General features: G+C 63.0%; 18 protein-coding genes. 15 read left to right on the top strand and 3 right to left on the bottom strand.

From position 1 onward, the window contains the following. Positions 1–176 precede the first annotated feature (176 nt). The 4 genes from EB235_RS15800 to EB235_RS15815 all read left to right on the top strand — a co-directional run bounded on the left by EB235_RS15800 (position 177) and on the right by EB235_RS15815 (position 2,073). Complete coding sequence (locus tag EB235_RS15800) at positions 177–698, top strand: DoxX family protein (protein WP_027030073.1); 522 nt, start codon at positions 177–179, stop codon at positions 696–698. Between the two features lie 138 nt (positions 699–836). Then, the gene (locus tag EB235_RS15805) at positions 837–1,460 is read left to right on the top strand and encodes a BA14K family protein (protein WP_027030072.1); all 624 of its coding nucleotides are present in this window, start codon (positions 837–839) and stop codon (positions 1,458–1,460) included. A 114-nt stretch (positions 1,461–1,574) separates the two neighbouring features. Continuing rightward, the gene (locus EB235_RS15810; RefSeq protein ID WP_027030071.1) at positions 1,575–1,898 is read left to right on the top strand and encodes a DUF2934 domain-containing protein; all 324 of its coding nucleotides are present in this window, start codon (positions 1,575–1,577) and stop codon (positions 1,896–1,898) included. Between the two features lie 25 nt (positions 1,899–1,923). After that, positions 1,924–2,073, top strand: a complete 150-nt coding sequence (locus tag EB235_RS15815) for a hypothetical protein (protein ID WP_140708733.1) — start codon at positions 1,924–1,926, stop codon at positions 2,071–2,073. A gap of 27 nt (positions 2,074–2,100) precedes the next feature. Here EB235_RS15815 and EB235_RS15820 read toward each other — a convergent pair whose 3' ends face one another. Continuing rightward, positions 2,101–2,598 (bottom strand): hypothetical protein, encoded by a 498-nt coding sequence (locus EB235_RS15820; protein ID WP_155256345.1) that lies wholly within the window; start codon positions 2,596–2,598, stop codon positions 2,101–2,103. Between the two features lie 809 nt (positions 2,599–3,407). Here EB235_RS15820 and EB235_RS15825 point away from each other — a divergent pair. The 6 genes from EB235_RS15825 to minE all read left to right on the top strand — a co-directional run bounded on the left by EB235_RS15825 (position 3,408) and on the right by minE (position 10,335). Beyond that, on the top strand, positions 3,408–3,929 hold the full coding sequence (locus EB235_RS15825) for a hypothetical protein (protein ID WP_027030070.1): 522 nt from the start codon (positions 3,408–3,410) through the stop codon (positions 3,927–3,929). A gap of 204 nt (positions 3,930–4,133) precedes the next feature. Next, the gene (locus EB235_RS15830) at positions 4,134–4,760 is read left to right on the top strand and encodes a Hachiman antiphage defense system protein HamA (protein WP_245268799.1); all 627 of its coding nucleotides are present in this window, start codon (positions 4,134–4,136) and stop codon (positions 4,758–4,760) included. Continuing rightward, positions 4,744–8,247 (top strand): DEAD/DEAH box helicase, encoded by a 3,504-nt coding sequence (locus EB235_RS15835; RefSeq protein WP_027030069.1) that lies wholly within the window; start codon positions 4,744–4,746, stop codon positions 8,245–8,247. The genes EB235_RS15830 and EB235_RS15835 overlap by 17 nt, the downstream gene beginning before the upstream one ends. 134 nt (positions 8,248–8,381) lie before the next feature. Further along, entirely contained in the window at positions 8,382–9,182 is an 801-nt protein-coding gene (gene minC, locus EB235_RS15840; RefSeq protein WP_027030068.1) for a septum site-determining protein MinC, read from the top strand. Positions 9,183–9,250: 68 nt separating this feature from the next. Further along, positions 9,251–10,066: a septum site-determining protein MinD gene (gene minD, locus EB235_RS15845; RefSeq protein WP_027030067.1), complete on the top strand. Its 816-nt coding sequence runs from the start codon at positions 9,251–9,253 to the stop codon at positions 10,064–10,066. Next, positions 10,063–10,335 carry a cell division topological specificity factor MinE gene (gene minE / locus EB235_RS15850; protein WP_027030066.1) on the top strand — a complete coding sequence of 91 codons (273 nt, stop codon included), beginning with the start codon at positions 10,063–10,065 and terminating at the stop codon, positions 10,333–10,335. Before minD ends, minE begins: the two co-directional genes overlap by 4 nt. Before the next feature lie 227 nt (positions 10,336–10,562). Here the strand turns inward: minE and EB235_RS15855 are convergent, their stop codons facing one another. Further along, on the bottom strand, positions 10,563–11,804 hold the full coding sequence (locus EB235_RS15855) for an ATP-binding protein (RefSeq protein ID WP_027030065.1): 1,242 nt from the start codon (positions 11,802–11,804) through the stop codon (positions 10,563–10,565). Beyond that, positions 11,801–12,526, bottom strand: a complete 726-nt coding sequence (locus EB235_RS15860; protein ID WP_027030064.1) for a response regulator — start codon at positions 12,524–12,526, stop codon at positions 11,801–11,803. The genes EB235_RS15855 and EB235_RS15860 overlap by 4 nt, the downstream gene beginning before the upstream one ends. 210 nt (positions 12,527–12,736) lie before the next feature. Between EB235_RS15860 and EB235_RS15865 the strand changes: the two genes are divergently transcribed. The 5 genes from EB235_RS15865 to EB235_RS15885 all read left to right on the top strand — a co-directional run bounded on the left by EB235_RS15865 (position 12,737) and on the right by EB235_RS15885 (position 19,316). Then, positions 12,737–13,441: a hypothetical protein gene (locus EB235_RS15865; RefSeq protein ID WP_027030063.1), complete on the top strand. Its 705-nt coding sequence runs from the start codon at positions 12,737–12,739 to the stop codon at positions 13,439–13,441. Between the two features lie 129 nt (positions 13,442–13,570). After that, positions 13,571–13,777, top strand: a complete 207-nt coding sequence (locus tag EB235_RS15870) for a hypothetical protein (protein WP_027030062.1) — start codon at positions 13,571–13,573, stop codon at positions 13,775–13,777. Continuing rightward, positions 13,758–14,909, top strand: a complete 1,152-nt coding sequence (locus tag EB235_RS15875; protein ID WP_051429621.1) for an efflux RND transporter periplasmic adaptor subunit — start codon at positions 13,758–13,760, stop codon at positions 14,907–14,909. The genes EB235_RS15870 and EB235_RS15875 overlap by 20 nt, the downstream gene beginning before the upstream one ends. Beyond that, complete coding sequence (locus EB235_RS15880; RefSeq protein ID WP_051429620.1) at positions 14,906–18,055, top strand: efflux RND transporter permease subunit; 3,150 nt, start codon at positions 14,906–14,908, stop codon at positions 18,053–18,055. The genes EB235_RS15875 and EB235_RS15880 overlap by 4 nt, the downstream gene beginning before the upstream one ends. Continuing rightward, the gene (locus tag EB235_RS15885; protein WP_032925461.1) at positions 18,039–19,316 is read left to right on the top strand and encodes an efflux RND transporter periplasmic adaptor subunit; all 1,278 of its coding nucleotides are present in this window, start codon (positions 18,039–18,041) and stop codon (positions 19,314–19,316) included. The genes EB235_RS15880 and EB235_RS15885 overlap by 17 nt, the downstream gene beginning before the upstream one ends.

Raw genomic sequence — 19,316 nt, forward strand, 5'->3', positions numbered from 1 at the left:
AACCCATCCAACCCTATCCCAGTCAGGGCGCTCGTGGCTGGCGCCCCATTGCCGGAGCCGGCACCTCTCCCTCGAGCCGGCTCCGGCCTTTTCGAACAATCGACATTGCAGCGCCATTCGCGCGCGCCCGACCGGCGCGTGGCGCCTGCCTGTGCTAGAAAATTGGAGGCTGACCCATGACACTGACCGAAATCGACGCGAAGCTCACCGGCCTCGCCACGCAATACCACATCAGGGACGTGACCCTGCTTGCCGGCCGCCTGCTGATGTCCTTCATCTTCCTGCATGAGGGCGTGACGCTGACCATCCATTTCGACGGCGCCGCCAAGGCGATGGCCGCGCAAGGCGTCGGCCTGCCGCTGTTTGTCGCCACCATCGCGTTGCAGCTGGGGGCAGGGCTCTCGGTGGCAACGGGCGTGCTGACCAGGCTGGGCGCCATCGGCCTCGGCTGCTTCTGCCTGGCAACGGCCACGCTGTTCCACACCAACTTCGCCAGCCAGAGCGAGCTGTTGAATTTCGAGAAGGACCTGGCGATCGCCGGCGGCATGTTCGTGCTGGCCGTCGCCGGCGCCGGAAGGATCTCGCTGGACTGGCTGCTGATGAAATACCTGCAACAGCGCCAGCGCGACAAGGAAATGGTGGCCGCGCTGCTTGCGGTGGAGAACGAGTTCACGGTGGATGTAAGGCTGCCGGTTTGAGGCGCCGGAGCGGCCTGCCTTGCGCATGGGCAGGCCGCTCTAATTGCCGACCTTTCAATATGCCGCTTGCTGGAACCATTTTGCTGGAACCAGACCGCACGCTCCGCATTCTGTTAGCAGCGGCTTAAGGAGGGTGTGATGAAAGCGGTTTTGGCAGTGGTCGGCGGCTTCGTGCTGACCCTTGCGGTCTTCGCCAGCGGGCTGGCTTTCGCGGCCTGGCTGATTGTCGCCAAGCCCGTGCATCAGGCGAAGCCCGCCGACAGTGTCTCGCAGCTTTGGACCAAGGACGCCCAGCCCGTGGACAAGACAGCACAAGGCCTGGAGCGCATGGCCGCCGCGCTGCCCGCGGCGCCGGACGCCGCCGCAAGGATGCAGGCGCCCGACCCGACCAATACAGGCGCGGCGGCGCCCGACGAGGGCGAGCAGCAAGCCAGGCTGCCATCTGCCCATGTCAGCTGGTGCGCGGATCGCTACCGCTCCTACAATCCCGACGACAACAGCTACAGGTCCTTTAGCGGACAGCAGCGGCCCTGCGTATCGCCCTATCTCGACACCGTTGCGACCGACCCGGCCGCGCAGCAGCCCGCCGAAGTCGGCCCCGCCGAAGTCAGCTATGTCGAAGGCGGCGCCGCGCCAATGGTTGCGACAGCGGACCTTTCGGACGATCACGTCCAGTCCTGCTTCAGCCGCTACCGGTCCTACCGCCCCGAAGACAACAGCTATCAGCCCTATTCCGGTGGGCCGAGGCGCCAGTGCGAATAGGGGGCGCCGCCTGCTTAGATCGCACGCGATGACTGGCCATTTCGATCACGCAAATTTTTTGGATCAATCCCCCCAACCCGACGTTCATCCCTCGACCCAACCGGAGGAATGGACATGACCGACGACCGCAACGACAAGATCCGCGACCGCGCCTACGCCATCTGGCAACGCGAAGGCGGCGCGCATGGCGACCACGACCGCCACTGGCACCAGGCCCAGATGGAGATAGACCGCGAGTCTGCTCTGCCGCTGACCGCTGACGATGCGCTGCCGGAAACAAGCGAGATCGCCAGCACCGACGTGTTGGAGGTCGAGCAGCTGGCCGTGCGCACCGGCATATCGGGCGACGAGGCGCAGGAGCTGATCGACCGCCTGGGCAGCGACCGTGCCGCCACCGAACAAGCCGCGCGCAGCCTCAAGACCAGGCGCAAGTCCTGATCGATCCTGGACAAGGGAGAGCGAGATGATCCGCAAACTGAAGGACGGAAAATACCGGCTTTATTCGCGCAAGAAGGACGAGAAGACCGGGAAGCGGCGCAACCTCGGCACGTTCGACAACCGCGAGGCGGCGGAGAAGCATGAGCGCGAGGTGCAGTATTTCAAGCGGCATTGAGGGCCTCCGCAGCGCCTGATGTGCGGCTCATTCCTTGGCCGGCTCTTCATAGATGCCGATGATCAGCAGCCATGCGCCCGAAATTAGGAAGGCGAAGAGAACGATGGTTCCAAGGGCCGCTATGTAAAGGCCCACACTGCGTCCGAGAACCAGCAGAAACGCGCCGATGACTTCGGCGAGGTAACATACCGTGCCGCCCGCGAGCCGGGGCACGGTCAGCCCGATGGAACTCATCCCCGACTTGATGGCGACGACATAGCCTCTGACAAAGATGAATGTCGCGACGAGCCACAGCAAAAGCCATTCGAGGCCGAGCGCCGGAAGATATTGACCGCCCAGAAGCGCCAGGCTGCATGCCATGAAAATCGCGCTGAAGCCCGACAGCATGTTGATGGCCCGGTTCTTGTGCGTCGTGTTGCGGACAATGCGTTCGGGATTGATCGAGATGGCGACGAAGATCAAACCCGCAAGCCCCGCCGCGCCGCCGCCCACCATGACGAAGAAATTAGTCCATTGATCCAACATGACTTGCCCCCTCGAGCTTCAGCCGGCTGGGTGGAGGCTAGCATAGGCGGGGTGGCGAACTCTATGGGGTGGGAGACGGCTGGGCGGGAGGGGGTTGTTTGGGCGACGGGTCCGGGGTCTTGCGGCTTGGCGGCGCCGAGCAACAGTCAAGACCCGGGGATCGGCGGATGACGTGAAGGGCAAAGGCCGATAGCCATGGGAAATTCTGATCGAGGTCAAATCCTGACTGGCGAGATGATCCGCAAACTGAAAGGTAGAAAATACCGACTTTGTTCCGCAAGAAGGACTAGAATACTTGGGGCAGAGATATCCCGTCTATCTAGCCCCCGAGGCACCTCGCATCGGCGCGATCTCGCTAGACAGGCTGGTGGCTGGCTAGTGCAGATCGCAGCGCGGCCGATATATCGTCGCTGCCACCCGATCCCCAGTGCGCCGGCCTTGGCGACGAGGCGCAATCCCTGCGCGGCACAGACCCTTACCGGCGCCACCACCTGCGTATAAGAGCTTGGCGTCGAGATTTGCGCTGGTCACAGGTCGGTCGAAAGTTGCGCACCCCAAGATCGCGGCCGGCGAACTCGGCGTAGCCAAAGACCTTGCCGGCCGCCTTGCGTTGTTCGGCGATTGGATTCACTCACGTGTTCAAACGCCATCATTCCTCGCTATTACGCCCGCGATGCCGAATAAGAATTTGTGTGCCTGTTGTAGTTAGGGCGTTGTCGCCGCTTCGCGGTTTTCTATAATCTGAATCCACTTGTCGCCGATTAACACCCTGCTACTATGTTTTCGGGTGGATTTTTGGGGGGGCGCAGTTGGACGATTTGGATAAATTTGCCGCGATTTTAGGTCGCTTGCTGTTTAAAATATTTCGTCTCTATTTTGACTTTCTTGAGCGGCTGTCCAAGGCGATAGACCCAGATTACCGACGCCCTAAATTTCTGGACTTGTTAGTTAATGCTGCCGGAATCGAGCGGCAAAACGTTACGATTGACGAAAGAATCAGAAAGATAGATTCGGCCCGCGAGAACCTTCAGGACGCCATTTCCGCAATTGATGAGCTTCGCGTTCAAGCTGACACCAACAAACGCGATCTTACAGATGCGCTGAAGAGAATTGAAGACGCCGAGTACCAAAAACAAGTAATTGGTGAGGAGCTGAACGCTCTCAAGCAGGTGGCAGAAACCGACACAGCGGCGTTTCGCCGGATAGTCGGCTTACCCACTAAAGCAGATGTGTGGCGCGAGCGACTGCTCGGGTTTGGAAGCGGCGTTCTAGCATCAACTATAGCCTCGATAATATTCTTCGCAGCTATAAAGATTTTCCATGTTTCCTGACCTCGGTGTGGCAAGCTAGGGTTCAGTGACCCTAGAGGAAGACCGTCAAAGTTATGGTTCAATACAACGACTGGTGCAATGCGACGGATACGAATGTCGTTGGCCACAACCTCAGGGTTCTTTCTGGTAATCCTGCAAACATCGATGTCGGCATCCAGGCGACTGCCGCTGTCGTCCCCGGCCACTACGCCGCCGAGGAGAGGATTGCGCACATTCTGCAACGCCTCGGAAAAACTGCAGCAGCAGCGTTCGTCACCGAGAAACTACCCGAAGGCAAAAGCGATTCGCTCTGGAGATCTCGGCGAGATACTCGCGACTGAGTACATCACTGAACAGACTAGCTATGAAGCGCCAGTCAAGCGATTGCGTTGGAAGGACCACCGCAATATGGCGATGCGTGGTGACGACGTCATTGGCATTGTGAAAGACCCGGCAACGCAGAGGCTCCAGTTTCTCAAGACCGAAGCCAAGAGTCGCCAAGTGCTTGCGGCTGGTGTGGTTGCTGACGCGCGCGAAGCTCTAGATAAGGACAACGGCCTGCCATCGGCGCATGCGCTTTCCTATATCGCATCACGCCTGCATGAACAGGGAAGCCACGACTTGGCAGATGCTATCGACGATGCGCAACTCAAGCTCGGTATCCCGCCACAAACTGTACGGCATATGCTGTTTACGTTCTCAGGAAATGATCCGACTGCTCAGTTAACAGCATCCTTGCAGGGCTACGGAGGTGCTATCGCCCAATCCAGCGTCGGCGTTCGCGTCGAAACGCATGGGGAATTCATTGGTGCAGTCTATGATCTGGTGATCGCAAATGCCAACAACGATTGAGGGCATTCAGGCGGACATCCATGAGGCGGCCACGCCGGGGTTTCGCAGCAGTCTGATCGCGCGCGGTCAAGCCCGAGCAATGATCTGGCGGCAGGGTGTCCTACCTCTAGGCGCTCCGGCGTTCTCTCCTCAACTTAGCTATGATCTCCAATCATATGGCTATTCACTTCTAAGCTTCGGCCTGCGCCTCCGAGAATTGGGTGGTGACCCTGCGCAAGCACGCCTTGCGTTTGAAAATTCGGCCACGGCGCTTGAGGCTGTCATAGCCAAAGGCGATCATCATGAAAATGATCGTGATTTTCATTTCGTTATGGCTGCGGCCGGCTACCATCTCGCCCACTTCTCCGCACGTGCCTATTCAATACTGACCATCGTGCAGGCTGACGATAACTTCTCGCCGATCGAGCGCGCGCTTGCACTTCTAATGCTTCGTGATCTTAATGTGCTTCAGGCGCTTGCCCTTTCATATCGTCTTGATGGCACCGGCAGCGATCAGAATATCGCGGCGATATTCCAAGGCCAGTTCGAGGCCCAGCAAGCTGATCAGCCTGATATTGACACCTCTCCATTTTTGTTCGACGGCATCGATCTCGCGCTGACCGACGCGTTCATGGGGGCGATTGACATTTTTCTCTTGGCGCTTGAGCGGGGCGAGCGAGCTTTGCTGGATCAAGCGATCGGCAGACTAAAAGATGGGATTTCAATTTGCGCGGAACTGAATATGTTGCCGCAATGGTGGTCGCATCGGGTCGCCGTTCATCTTTTGTCCGATCTTTGGGACTCCACGTTCCACGAAAAGTTGCCCCTGTTGCCGGTTGGAGGCGATGCTGCGACATGGAGTGGTCTCCGCGATCTCTTTATTGCCTCCATGTTGCGAAGGCCGAAAGCCGAGATAGATCTTTGGCCGTCACAAATCGCCGCAGCAACGCGCGCAGTCGATCAAGCTGACAATCTTGTCGTTTCGCTTCCGACAAGCGCCGGAAAGACGCGCATCGCAGAGCTTTGCATCTTGCGCTGCCTTGCCGCAGCTAGGAGGATCGTTTTTGTCACCCCTTTGAGAGCTTTGTCCGCTCAAACAGAGGCGACTCTTCAACGCACTTTCGGCCCTCTTGGAAAGACTGTTTCTGCACTTTATGGCAGCATTGGCGTGAGCGGTTTCGATCAAGACGCGATCAGGGGCCGCAATATCGTCGTGGCTACACCTGAGAAGTTGGATTTCGCGTTGCGCAACGATCCTTCACTTCTCGATGACGTTGGCCTGCTCGTCTTCGATGAGGGGCATATGATCGGCCTCAGTGAGCGAGAAGTTCGCTACGAGGTTCAGATCCAGCGGCTTCTGAAGCGAGCAGACGCAGGGCAAAGGCGCATTGTCTGCCTTTCTGCCATCTTGCCGGACGGCAATCAGCTTGACGACTTTGCAAACTGGCTCCGCCGTGATCAACCCGGTGGCATAGTCAAAAGTGAGTGGCGTCCAACTCGTCTGCGCTATGGCGAGGTCATTTGGAACGGTCAGTTTGCTCGATTGAACCTGCGAGTGGGACAAGAACGTCCATTTGTTCCACGTTTCCTGACAGGCGTTGTTCCGCCCGTCGGCAAACGCAAGAAGATTTTTCCGAACGACCTGCGGGAACTTTGTCTCGCTACAGCTTGGAGGCTCGTTGCGGATGGTCAATCGGTTCTGGTGTTTTGCCCTGTTCGGGCATCAGTTGAGCCATTCGCCACTAAAATTATCGATCTTAATCTGCGCGGCGCATTGCCGTCGCTACTAACGGCCGATGAGGGTGTCTTGAATACCGCCATGGTTCTTGGTGAGGAATGGCTTGGTCCCGACCATCCTATTTTGCAGTGCCTGAAACTTGGCGTCGCAATCCATCATGGGGCTTTGCCCTCGGCCTATCGGAAAGAGATCGAACGGCTGCTCCGCGAGGCTGTGCTCAAGGTGACGATTTCCTCGCCTACCCTCGCACAAGGGCTCAATCTCTCGGCAACGGCGGTGATCATTCACTCTCTTCACCGCAACAAGGATCGCATCGAGACATCAGAGTTTAAGAATGTCATAGGCCGCGCAGGTCGGGCCTACGTCGACGTGGAGGGGCTAGTACTCTATCCAATCTTTGACGAGCATTTACGTCGCCTGGACCAATGGCAAAAGTTGATCGCGGATGTCACATCTCGCGAAATGGAAAGCGGGCTTCTCCGGCTCGTCGTGACGTTGCTCCAACGCATGCGCAGGCGCGTGGGCGGGTCCATTGAGAATCTCACCGAATATGTACTAAACAATGCCGAGGCTTGGACCTTTCCAGAAATTGCTGGAGAGAAGGCTGAAGATCGCCTCCAGGCACGCGCCGATTGGGAACGCTTTACCGCGAGCTTGGATACGGCAATTCTAAGCCTCATCGGCGAGAACGACATTGCCGACGACGATATCGCCGCCGCTCTCGACTCGATTCTTCAATCTTCTCTCTGGGAGCGACGACTAAACCGCAGAAACGAGGCTGCTCAGAATGCGCTCAAAGCCACGCTTGTCTCACGCGGGAGGCTTATTTGGGCACAGTCCACGGCTAGTCGACGGCGAGGATACTTCCTTGCAGGCATCGGTCTAACTACTGGGCATGCGCTTGACGCTCTGGCGGCAGAAGGCAACCAGCTCCTGGTCGATTCGAATGGCTACCTTATTGCCGGCGAGTACGCAGCAGCTATTGCCACGATTGCGGCAATTGCCGAACGCGTCTTCGCAATCAGTCCTTTCGTTCCCGATAAAGTGCCAGAAAATTGGCGTGAAATTCTCGCAAGTTGGCTGCGAGGTGATTCACTTGCACCGTTGGGGTCTGGACAAGAGGCAGATACCCTTCGGTTTGTTGAAAGCGGTCTGGTGTATCGGCTCCCATGGGCCATGGAAGCAATTCGCGTACGTGGCCTCGCCAATGGAGATGTCATCGGCGGCATGGGCGCTTCATTGGACGATTTCGATTTGAGCAGAGCAGTTTCGGCGATCGAGACAGGCACGATGAATCGATCTGCATCCATTCTGATCCAAGCAGGCTTTAGTTCGAGGCTGGCTGCTATAAAAGCTATCAACGACACTGGGGCGACATTCGGCAATGGGGTTGAGTTGCAGCAGTGGTTGGCTTCCGAAATCGTTACTCAAGTAAGCCACCAGCCGGATTGGCCTACGGCTGAAACGCACGCGATGTGGTTGTCTTTTGTCGGCAGTTTTGCACCACGCGAAACGACCGTTTGGAAGGATCAGCGATACCAAGCGCCGGTAACTTGGGTTCCCGGTCTTGTGCAACCCGCCGGTACTCCTGTTAGGCTGCATAGCATCAACGGCCACGGAGTTGTCGTTTCCGCCGATGGTCAGTACCTTGGCACTCTGGGCGCCCCGCTAAATCCGGCTCGAAAAGGCCTAGTTCGATCTGCGATCATGCCTGAAGGAGATCGGATATTCATCTCTTACCTCGGACCAGAGGATCTCTGGATCATCTAGTTCAACAAGGCAAGCCATGGCCTCATCCTGGCCCTCTCAGGAATCACCTTTCCAACCCTCCAAAGTATCCCCCATTAACCATTCGTTAACCATCCTCCCGCTAGCGTTTACCTCTCAGTAAGGATTCGCCAGCCGTGACCTTTGCCGCTCCCCTCGAGGCCAAATCCATTCGCTTTCGTGCCCGCTCTTTCGTCGCTTTCACACTGACCCCGGAAGCGCCCATGGTGGGGTGGCTGGAGGGGCTGGATCACTGGATCGGCAACTCGCCGGGCTATTTTGCCGGGCGGCCGGTGTTGCTCGATCTGAACGTCTTGAAGCCGCGGGCCAGCGAGATCGCGGCGCTGGTGGCGGAGCTTTTTACGCGCGGCATTCGCATCTATGCCATCGAGCTTGAAGGGGCCGTTCTCGGCCCCGAACTGCCGCCGGTGCTGGTCGGCGCCAAGGAGGCGACGACGGATGGGCTGCTGCCCGGCCGTGGGCAAGAGGGCAAGCCGGAGGGCAGGGCGCCCGAGCGCGGCCTGGACGCGCGGGCGGATGCCGGTGCGAAGGGCAAGGCTGGCGCAAGCAAGACTGAGGAAAGCGAGCCGCTGGCTGGGCACTACGATTCGGGCACGCTGATGATCAAGGCGCCGATCCGCTCCGGCCAGGCGATCATGCATCCGCATGGCGATGTCATCGTGCTGGGCTCGGTCGCGTCCGGTTCGGAGATCGTCGCGGCGGGCTCGATCCATGTCTATGGCACGCTGCGCGGGCGCGCTTCGGCGGGTGCGCTCGGCAACACCGGTGCGCGCATCTTCTGCCGCCGCAACGAGGCCGAGCTTCTGTCGGTCGACGGCTGGTACATCACCGCCGAGGAGATGGAAGGGGTGTCGCGCGGCAAGCCGGTGCAGGCCTTCCTCGACGGCGAGGGCCTGCGCGTGGAGACATTGAGCTGACTGGCTGATTGAGACGAAGGCCGTCAGGGCGGCGGGGACAACAACGAACAACAACGGAGGCTTTTTTCATGGGCAAGGTAGTGGTGGTCACTTCGGGCAAGGGGGGCGTCGGCAAGACCACCTCGACGGCGGCACTGGGTGCGGCCGTGGCCAAGACCGGCAAGAAGGTGGCGCTGGTCGATTTCGACGTCGGCCTCAGGAATCTCGACCTGATCATGGGCGCGGAACGGCGCGTGGTGTTCGACCTCGTCAACGTCATCCAGGGCACGGCAAAACTGTCGCAGGCGCTGATCCGCGACAAGCGGGTCGACACGCTGTTCCTGCTGCCGGCCTCGCAGACGCGCGACAAGGATGCGCTGACCGAGGAGGGCGTCGGCGAAGTCATCGACAAGCTGCGCTCGGTGTTCGACTATGTGTTCTGCGACAGCCCGGCCGGCATCGAGCGCGGCGCGCAGCTCGCCATGCGCTTTGCCGACGAGGCGGTCATCGTCACCAATCCTGAAGTGTCGTCGGTGCGCGATTCCGACCGCATCATCGGCCTGCTCGACGCCCGCACCATGCGCGCCGAACAGGGCGAGCAGATCGCCAAACACGTGCTGGTCACCCGCTATGACGCGGCGCGGGCCGCGCGCGGTGAAATGCTCAGCATCGACGATGTGCTGGAAATCCTGTCGGTGCCGCTGCTGGGCATCATTCCCGAGAGCCAGGACGTGCTGCGCGCTTCCAACCTCGGTTCGCCGGTCACGCTGTCGGAGCCGCTCAATGCGGCCGCCAAGGCCTATCTCGACGCCGCAAGGCGGCTCGAAGGCGAGCAATTGCCCGTCATCGTGCCGTTCGAGCGCAAGGGCTTCCTCGATCGTCTTCTGGGAAGGAGGGCGGCATGAACCTGCTCGACATCTTCAAGCGGCGCTCCAGCGCGCCGGTGGCGCGCGAGCGGCTGCAAGTGCTGCTCGCCTATGAGCGCCGCAACCGCAACCAGCCCGACCTCGTCTCAATCCTGCGCGAGGAGATCATGGCCGTCATCGCCAAGCATGTGCAGATCGACCAGGATTATCTGCAGGTGTCGATGGACAGGGGCGAGACCATGTCGACGCTGGAGATCGATATCCAGATCCCCAACAAGAGCGCCGTGCCGCTGGCTATGGCGGGCTGATCTTTACCCTCCCCCTTGTGGGGAGGGTCGGCTCGCAGTCGCAGCGAAGCGGAGATTGCGAGCCGGGGTGGGGGCAGCGCGACGCTGCAAGATTTGCTTTCAAGGCCAGTGCCAGTACCCCCGCCCGGACCTGCGGTCCGACCTCCCCACAAGGGGGAGGTGGGGGAGCCGGGCTTTTCGCTGTTCCGCTAGCAGTCAAGGCGCTTGTCCGCACGACGCCCACCCCCTCACACCGCGTCAAACACCACCGTCTGCGCCAGTCCGCCGCCCTGGCGGTTCTCCAGCGTCACCGTCCCGCCGTATCGCTCGATGATTTCCTTGGCGATGGCGAGGCCGAGGCCGGCGCCGGGGATGAATTGCTGGCGGCCGGGATCGACGCGGAAGAAGGGCTCGAAGGCCTTGTTGATGAGGTCGGGCGGAATGCCCGGCCCCTTGTCGGAAATGGTCAGCACGGCGCGCCTGTCGGCCAGAGCGAGATCGATGCTGCAGGCCTTGCCGTGAGTGGCGGCGTTGATGATCAAATTGCGCAGCGCGCGGCGCAGGCCGAGCGCGCCGGCGCGCACCGACACACTGTCCAGATGGCCGATCGAGACGGCATGGCCGAGCGAAACCATCTCGGCTTCGATATCCTCTACCATCTTGCGCAGGTCCAGCGGCTCGACGGCGTCCTGGTTCACCTCTTCGCGCACCAGGCGGATGGCGCTGTCGGCGATGCGGTCGAGCTCGTCGAGGTCGTGAAGCCATTTGTCGCGGTCTTCGTCGAGGAACTCGGCGCGCAGGCGCATGCGCGTCATCGGCGTGCGCAGGTCATGGCCGGCAGCGGCCACCAGCCGCATGCGGCTTTCCATGGCGGTGCGCAGCCGCGAGGAGAGCTGGTTCAGCGCATGCGCGGTGGCCTTGACCTCGGCCGACCCCACTTCCGGCACCGCCGCCAGCACGCCGTCATTGCCGATCTTGGAGACGGCGGCCTCCAGCATTTCCAGCGGCCGGATCAGCACCGAGGTGAAGTAGACCGAGACGGCGGTGGCGCCGGCGACGATCAACGAGATCCAGCCGGCCAGAACAAGCCATTCGCGCCCGGGCGGCTTGAGGTGCGGCACGTCAGTGATCGCCCAGCGGTGATCGGGCATTTGCACCGAGGCGGTCTGGCCGGCTTCGCCGGGCTTCTCGCTGATGATCGCCAGGAGGTCGAGGCCGCGGCGCTGCAGGATGTCGTTGAGCATTTCCGTTTCCGCACGGGCGACCTTGCCGGCGGCCGGATGATCCGAGAATTGCACCCTCAGCACATCCGGGATCGGCCCTGGCAGCAGCCGCACCACGAGTTCCATCTGCTGGGCGATCCAGGGCACGGTCAGTTCCGGCGGCGGCCCGCCGCCGCGCACGCTGATGACGGCGGCGGTCGCCAGGCCGACGACGCCGACGATCGAAAGGATCAGCAGCAGGATGAGGCGGCGGCGCAGCGAATTCACGCCTGTGCCTCCACCGCCTCGACGCGCGCGGTCAGCTGGTAGCCGCCATTGCGCACCGTCTTGAACAGCGGCCCGTCGCCGGTGTCGGAGAATTTGCGGCGCAGCCGGCTCATCAGCACGTCGACGGAGCGTTCGAGCGGATCGCGCTCGCGGCCTTGCGTGAGATCGAGAAGCTGGTCGCGCGAGAGCAAGCGGCCGGGACGGTCCAGAAAAACCTGCAACAGGTCGAACTCGGCGCCGGTCAGGTCGACGAGCTCGCCGCGTGCATCCATCACCTTGCGGGTATCCGGCTCCAGCCGGTAGCTGGCGAAGCGGTAGATGCGCGCACGCGGCGCCGGCGCCTCCTCGGGTGCGGCGCGGCGCAGCACGGCGCGGATGCGGGCGGTGAGCTCGCGCGGGTTGAACGGCTTGCCGAGATAATCATCGGCGCCGAGCTCCAGCCCGATGATGCGATCGACATCTTCCTTCAGCGCCGTCAGCAGAATGACAGGGATATGCGGCTTGCGGTCGCGCATGCCGCGGCAGATGTCCAACCCCGAACCGTCCGGCAGCATGACGTCGAGCACGACGAGGTCGAACTGGCCGGCGCCGAGCTTCTGCTCGCATTCGCGCCGGTCGGCCGCCACCGAGACGCGAAAGCCCTGGCCGTCGAGGTAGCGGCCGAGCAGCGTGCGGATCTCGCGGTCGTCGTCAACGACGAGGATATGGGGTTGTGACTGCATGATGCGTGCCCTTTGCCTGACGGTGATTATAGGGAGCGCACGCCAAAGCGGCATGGAAAATTGCAACGCAATGTTTCCAACGGGCCGCCGGAAACGTTCGGAAACAAATTGCCGCTTTGCGGAAACCTTCGGCAACATGCCGACGCGAAGCAGACAAACACGCTTCCTATCCTCAGGGCTGTCCGATGCATGAGAGAAAGGAACACCGTCATGCGAAGCAGACTTCTTGCGCTCGGCCTGTTTTCCGTCGCCGCAATCCACCCCGCGTTGGCGGCGCAGCCCGATGCCGGTCCCGGCGATGCGCCGCCAGTGATGACCCTTCAGGATGGGCCGGATCATCGCCCGATGCCCTGGTTTGGCCAGCATGGCCCGATGCTTGGTCCGCAGGCCTTTGGCCCGCAGGGTTTTGGTCCCCACCGCATGGGACCGCCGCCGGAATTCATGCTGGCTGCCCGGCTGGCGGTGCTCGAGACGCGCGTCGGCATCCGCAGCGAGCAGCTCGATGCCTGGCGCGACTATACCAGCGCGCTGCAGGCCGTGCTTGCGCCGCCGCTGCATGATCGCGGCCCCGGCGGCACCGGCGGCCGCGCTGGTCCTGGCGGGCCCGAGGCCAAGGGTCCGGATGCTGGTGGTCCCAACGCTGGTCCGGGCGGCAAGCCCGACCCCTTCGCCTTCCAGGAAAGGCTGGCCGACGAGGTTACCGCACGCGCCGCTTCGGCCGCCAAATTGAAGGACGCGATCGCCGAACTGCGCACCAAGCTTTCCCCCGAACAACTCGAAATCCTCGCTTCGGCGGAACGCCCCCACGGACCACCCCCCGGTCCCTGGGGCGGCCCGCCGGAAGACGCGGCCGCACCTGGAGGTCCGCCTGATCAGGGCCGACAGCTTCCGCCACCCCAGCCCGGGAATGGCTGATAACTCCGAGCGGCTGCACCGGCCGGCCCGGTACTTGTACCCGTTCTTGGGCCGTTCTCGGGCCGGCCGGTTTTGTGGGATGGCGCGCATGTGCCGCCATCCCGATTCACACGAAATGGAAACACGACAATGTGGGAAGCCATGATGATGCTGCGGCTGATCGCATCGGTCACCCCAAAATTCTCGCTCGGCCGGCGCGCCGGCCATGCCGCCACGCTGCCGGCCCTGCCGGCCGATGCGCTGAAGGGCGCGGTGCGCCTGAGTTTCGCCGCCTGGCGGCTGTCGCTGCCGGTTTCGCAGCAGCCCAACGAACATCATGACCGCAAGATCGCGTAAGACCTATCTTGTCCTGGCCGGCGTGCTGGTCGCCCTGGTCGCTACGGCGGCGCTGGGCGCCTATGGGCGCGCGACAGTCGAACCCGCCGCGCAGGTGGCGGCGCCGCGCGTCAGCCTGACGGTTGCCGTCGAAAAGGTGCGCTCGCAGGCGATCGCCTCGTCGATCAGCGCCACCGGCACCGTCGCCGCCTGGCAGGAGGCGACCATCGGCGCCGAGACATCGGGCCTCAAATTGACCGAAGTGCTGGTTGGCGAAGGCGACCATGTGCGCGCCGGCGACGTGGTGGCGCGGCTCGACGCCTCGGTGCTGAAGGCACAGCTGGCCGAGCAGAAGGCCGCGGTCGACCAGGCGCAGGCAACGCTGGACACCGCCGTTTCCGCCGCCGGCCGCTCCGACAGGCTGCTGGCCAGCAAGGCCATCAGCGCCGAGACGGCGGAGGAAAAGACCACCGCGGTGAAGACAGGCCGGGCCGCGCTCGCGCAGGCCGAGGCCGCCGCTGAGCGGCTGCAGGCAGAGCTCGACCAGGCGACCATCCGCGCGCTCTTCGACGGCATCGTCTCCAACCGGCCGGCGGTTGCCGGCTCGATCGTCCAGGCCGGCACCGAGCTGATGAAGATCATCCGCGACGGTCGGCTGGAGGTCGGCGTGCTTGTGCCGGAAAAGGACCTACCAATGATCACGGTCGGGCAGGCGGCAAATGTCGTCGATGCGTCAGGCCGGACTTTCGCCGGCAGCGTCTCCTCGATCGCGCAGACGGTCAGTTCGACGACGCGGCTCGCCACCGTCTATGTCGGGCTGGGCTCTGGTTCGGGGCTGAAACCCGGCATGTTCGCTCGCGTCTCGATCGCTGGTGCTACCTCGCAAAGGCTCAGCGTGGCCGAGGCCGCCCTTGTCTGGCAGGACGGCAAGCCTGTTGTCTTCGTCGTCGATGCCGCCGGCAAGGCCAGCGCGCGCCCGGTGAGGGTCGGCGGGCACCAGAACGGCCGCGTCGCCATCGAAGGCGGACTGTCGGAAGGCGACAGCGTCGTTGTCGCCGGTGCCGGCTTCCTCAGCGACGGCAATCTGGTGCGTATCGCGGATGCTGAAGCGGCCACTGATGCCGCCGGCAAGGTGGCGGAGGCGGCGCGATGAACGCCATTTCCTCCTGGTCGATCCGCAACCCGGTGCCGACCATTGTTTTGTTCCTGTCGCTGACCATCGCCGGCCTTTACGGCTTCATGCAACTGCGCACCAACAACATGCCCGATATCGACCTGCCGACGGTCACCGTCACCGTCTCGCAGCCGGGTGCCGCACCCAGCGAAATGGAAGTACAGGTCGCCCGCGTGATCGAGAACGCGGTGGCGACGCTCGAAGGCGTCGACGACGTCTCGACCTCGATCAGCGAGGGCTCTTCCGTCACCACGGTCGAGTTCACATTGGGCACCGATCCCGAGACGGCGACCAACGACGTCCGCAACGCTGTGTCGGAAGTGCAGTCGAGCCTGCCGGCGGCCGCGCTGACGCCTGTCGTGGCCAAGATGAACGCATCTGGCAATTCGGTGCTGACCTATGTCGTCGAGGCCCCCACCATGTCGCCGGACGCGCTGAGCTGGTACATCGACAATGATGTCGCCAAGGCGCTGCTCGGCGTCGACGGCGTCTCCAAGATCACCCGTTCGGGCGGCGTCGACCGGGTCATCCGCGTCGAGCTCGATCCCGACCGCCTGGCAGCACTCGGCATCAGTGCCGGCGATGTCAGCCAGACGCTCGCCTCCAACAACGTCAACCAGCCGGGCGGCCGCACCAGCGTCGGCGGCCAGGAGCAGTCGGTGCGCACGCTGGCCAGCGCCGGCACCGTCGAGGCGCTGGCCGACACCCGCATCGCGCTCAATGGCGCCGGCGGCGTCAGGCTCTCGGACCTCGGCCGCGTGGTCGACAGCTGGGAAAAGCCGCGCCAGGCCGCCTATCTCGACGGCCGGCAGGTCGTCGCCTTCAACGTTTACAGGTCGGTGGGATCGAGCGAGATCGACGTGGTCAAGGCCGCGCGAAGGGCCGTGGCGGAAATCGGCGCGAAGACCGACACCGCGAAATTCACCGAAGTCACCTCATCGTCCGGCTTCGTGCAGGAGAGCTATGACGCCGCATTCGAGGCGCTGTGGCTTGGCGCGCTGCTCGCCATCGGCGTCGTCTGGCTGTTCCTGCGCGACATCAGGGCGACGCTGGTGTCGGCGGTCGCCATGCCACTGTCACTGATCCCGACCTTCGCCGTCATGGCGGCCTTCAACATCTCGCTCAACAACATCACCTTGCTGGCGCTGTCATTGGTCGTCGGCATCCTGGTCGACGACGCCATCGTCGAGATCGAGAACATCGTGCGCCACATGCGCCAGACCGGCGCCAGCGCCTACCAGGCGGCGATCGAGGCCGCCGACGAGATCGGGCTTGCCGTGGTGGCAACCACGGCGACCATCGTCGCGGTGTTCCTGCCGGTCGCCTTCATGCCGGGCATTCCCGGAAAATTCTTCTTCTCCTTCGCCGTCGCGGTTTGCGTGTCGGTGCTGTTCTCGCTGCTGGTGGCGCGCATGCTGACGCCGCTGATGGGTGCCTATCTGGTGCGCGCCGGAGGCTACAGCGAGGACGACATGCCGGCCTGGGTGCCGACCTATCTCTGGCTGCTGCGCAAGGCTCTCGACCATCGCTGGATCACGCTCGTCGCCGGCATTGCCTTCTTCGCCGGTTCGATCGGGCTGGCAACGAAACTGCCGACCGAATTCATGGCGGCGACCGATCGCGGCCGCTCGATGATCTCAGTCGAGCTGCAGCCGGGGTCGACGATCGAACAGACGACCAATGTCGTCCAGGACATCACAAGGCGCCTCAAGGACGAGCCGGCCGTCGACAGCATCTTCGCCACCATCGGCACCGCGGCCACCTCGGGTGGTGGGCCGAACCGCGGCTCGACATCGGCCGAGGTGCGCAGCGCCAATGTCACCGTCAATCTGAAGCCGCGCGGCGAGCGGACCTTGAGCCAGCAGCAGTTCGAGGCCGAGGCCTCGCTGAGCCTCAACGCTATTCCAGGTGCGCGCATCCAGTTCGGCGCCGACGGCTTTGCCGGCGCCAAGGTGGCGATCACCCTGGTCGGCGATGATGGCGCGGCGCTCGAAAAGGCGAGCGATGCGCTGATCGACGGGATGAAGTCGGTGCCCGGCCTGATCAACCCGACCTCGACGGCGGCAACGACCAAGCCGGAGCTGATCGTGCGCCCCGACAGCGCCAGGGCGGCCGAACTCGGCGTCACGCCGACCGAGATCGCGGCAACGGTCAAGATCGCCACCATCGGCGATACCGACACCAGCCTGGCCAAGTTCAATCTCGGCGACCGCCAGGTCGCTGTCGTGGTGACCTTGCCCGACGGCGCTATCGACGACCCGGCGAAACTGGCCATGCTGCCGCTGATCGGCAGCAAGGGCACGGTGCCGCTCGGCGCTGTCGCCGATATCGGCTTCAATGCGGGGCCAAACAGCATCACAAGGGTCGGGCGCAGCCGCAGCGCCACGATAGAGGCGGATCTTTCCGGCATGACGCTCGGCCAGGCGACCACGGCCATCCATGCCTTGCCGGCGATGCGGAGCCTGCCCGCCGGCGTGCAGGAGCTGGCGCGGGGCGATGCCCAACGCATGCAGGAGCTGTTTTCGGGCTTCGCCACGGCGATCGCGGCTGGGATCCTGCTGATGTACCTGACGCTGGTGCTGCTTTTCCGCGGCTTCGTCCAGCCGGTGACCATCCTGGTCGCGCTGCCGCTGTCGATCGGCGGTGCGCTCGGCTTCATGCTGATTACCGGCAAGGCGCTTGGCATATCGCCGCTGATCGGGATATTGATGCTGATGGGCATTGCGGCCAAGAACTCGATCTTGCTTGTCGAGTACGCCTTGGTCGCACAGAAGGAGCGTGGCATGAGCCGCTTCGACGCACTGCTCGATGCTGCCCGCAAGCGGGCACGGCCCATCGTCATGACATCGATCGCCATGGGCGCCGGCATGCTGCCGATCGCACTCGGCATCGGCGCCGATGCCGAGACGCGGGCGCCGATGGCGATCGCGGTGATCGGCGGGCTCATCTCCTCGACCGTGCTCAGCCTCGTCTACGTTCCGGTCGTCTACACCTTCATGGACGACATCCAGCGCTTCCTGGGCCGGCATCTCGCCCGGCTCCTGGTGGAACGATCCGACCTCGACAGCCAGACGGCGACCGCAACTCCAGCGAAAGATCATCCAGGCCATGTCTATCCAGTCTAGCCCGTCTTCCCGCCACCGGCTCGCGCCCTGGGCGGCAGTGCTCACGGCCTCGGTTCTTCTTGCGGCTTGTTCCCAGGAGGGAAGCAAGGCTCCCGCCGGCATGGCCGCTGCCGCCAAGCCGGAAGTCGGCGTCGTTACGCTGCATCCGCAATCGGTGGCGATAACAGCCGAACTGCCGGGACGCACGTCTGCCTCGCTCACCGCCGATGTGCGCCCGCAGGTCAACGGCATCATCCAGGCACGGCTGTTCAAGGAGGGCAGCGAGGTGGTGGTCGGGCAGCCGCTCTACCTCATCGATCCGGCGAGCTACCAGGCAGCTTTTGACAGCGCGCAGGCAGCCCAGCAGAAGGCCGAAGCGGCGGTGCCGACGGCGCAGGCCAAGTTCGACCGTTATGCCGGCCTGTTGAAGCAGAACGTTGTTTCCAAACAGGATTATGACGATGCCGCGGCAACGTTGGCCCAGGCCAATGCGGATGTGGCGTCGGCCAAGGCCAGCGTCGAAACCGCGCGCATCAATCTCAACTACACCAGCATCACCGCGCCGATCGCCGGCCGCATCGACAAGTCGTCGCTGACGCCAGGCGCGCTGGTCACCGCCAACCAGGACACCTTGCTCACCACCATCCGTTCGCTCGATCCGATCAATGTCGACGTCACGCAGTCGAGCACCAATCTGCTCAATCTGCGCCAGGCCATCAATGAGGGCCGGCTGAAGTTCAGCGGCCCCAATGTCAGCGTCAAGCTGAAGCTCGAGAACGGCACCATCTACACGCAGACCGGCAAGCTGGAATTCGCCGGCGCCAACGTCGACCAGACGACAGGCACTTTCGCGCTGAGGGCCGAGTTCCCCAATCCCGACCGCCTGCTTTTGCCGGGCATGTATGTGCGGGCGCTGGTCGAGGAGGGCGTTGCCCAGAACAGTTTCCTGGTGCCGCAGCGCGGCGTGACCCGCAACACCAAGGGCGAGGCGACCGCCATGGTCATCAACGCGCAAGGGAAGGTCGAGACGCGCGTGCTGGCCGTGCGCAACAGCGTCGGCAACAACTGGCTGGTGGATTCAGGCGTCGGCGACGGCGACCGCGTCATCGTCGAGGGCCTGCAGCTGGTGCGCCCCGGCGGCGATGCGACGGGCGTCGAAGTGACGATCGACGAGACGACCGGCGAGGTCAAGGACCGCGCGCAGACGTCTTCGTCCGCATCTTCCACGCCGAAGATGGCCGATAGTGGCCAAAAACCGGCGCAAGCGTCGGCCGGGAACTGA

It is taken from the genome of Mesorhizobium loti R88b (genome assembly GCF_013170845.1).
GTDB lineage: Bacteria > Pseudomonadota > Alphaproteobacteria > Rhizobiales > Rhizobiaceae > Mesorhizobium > Mesorhizobium loti_B.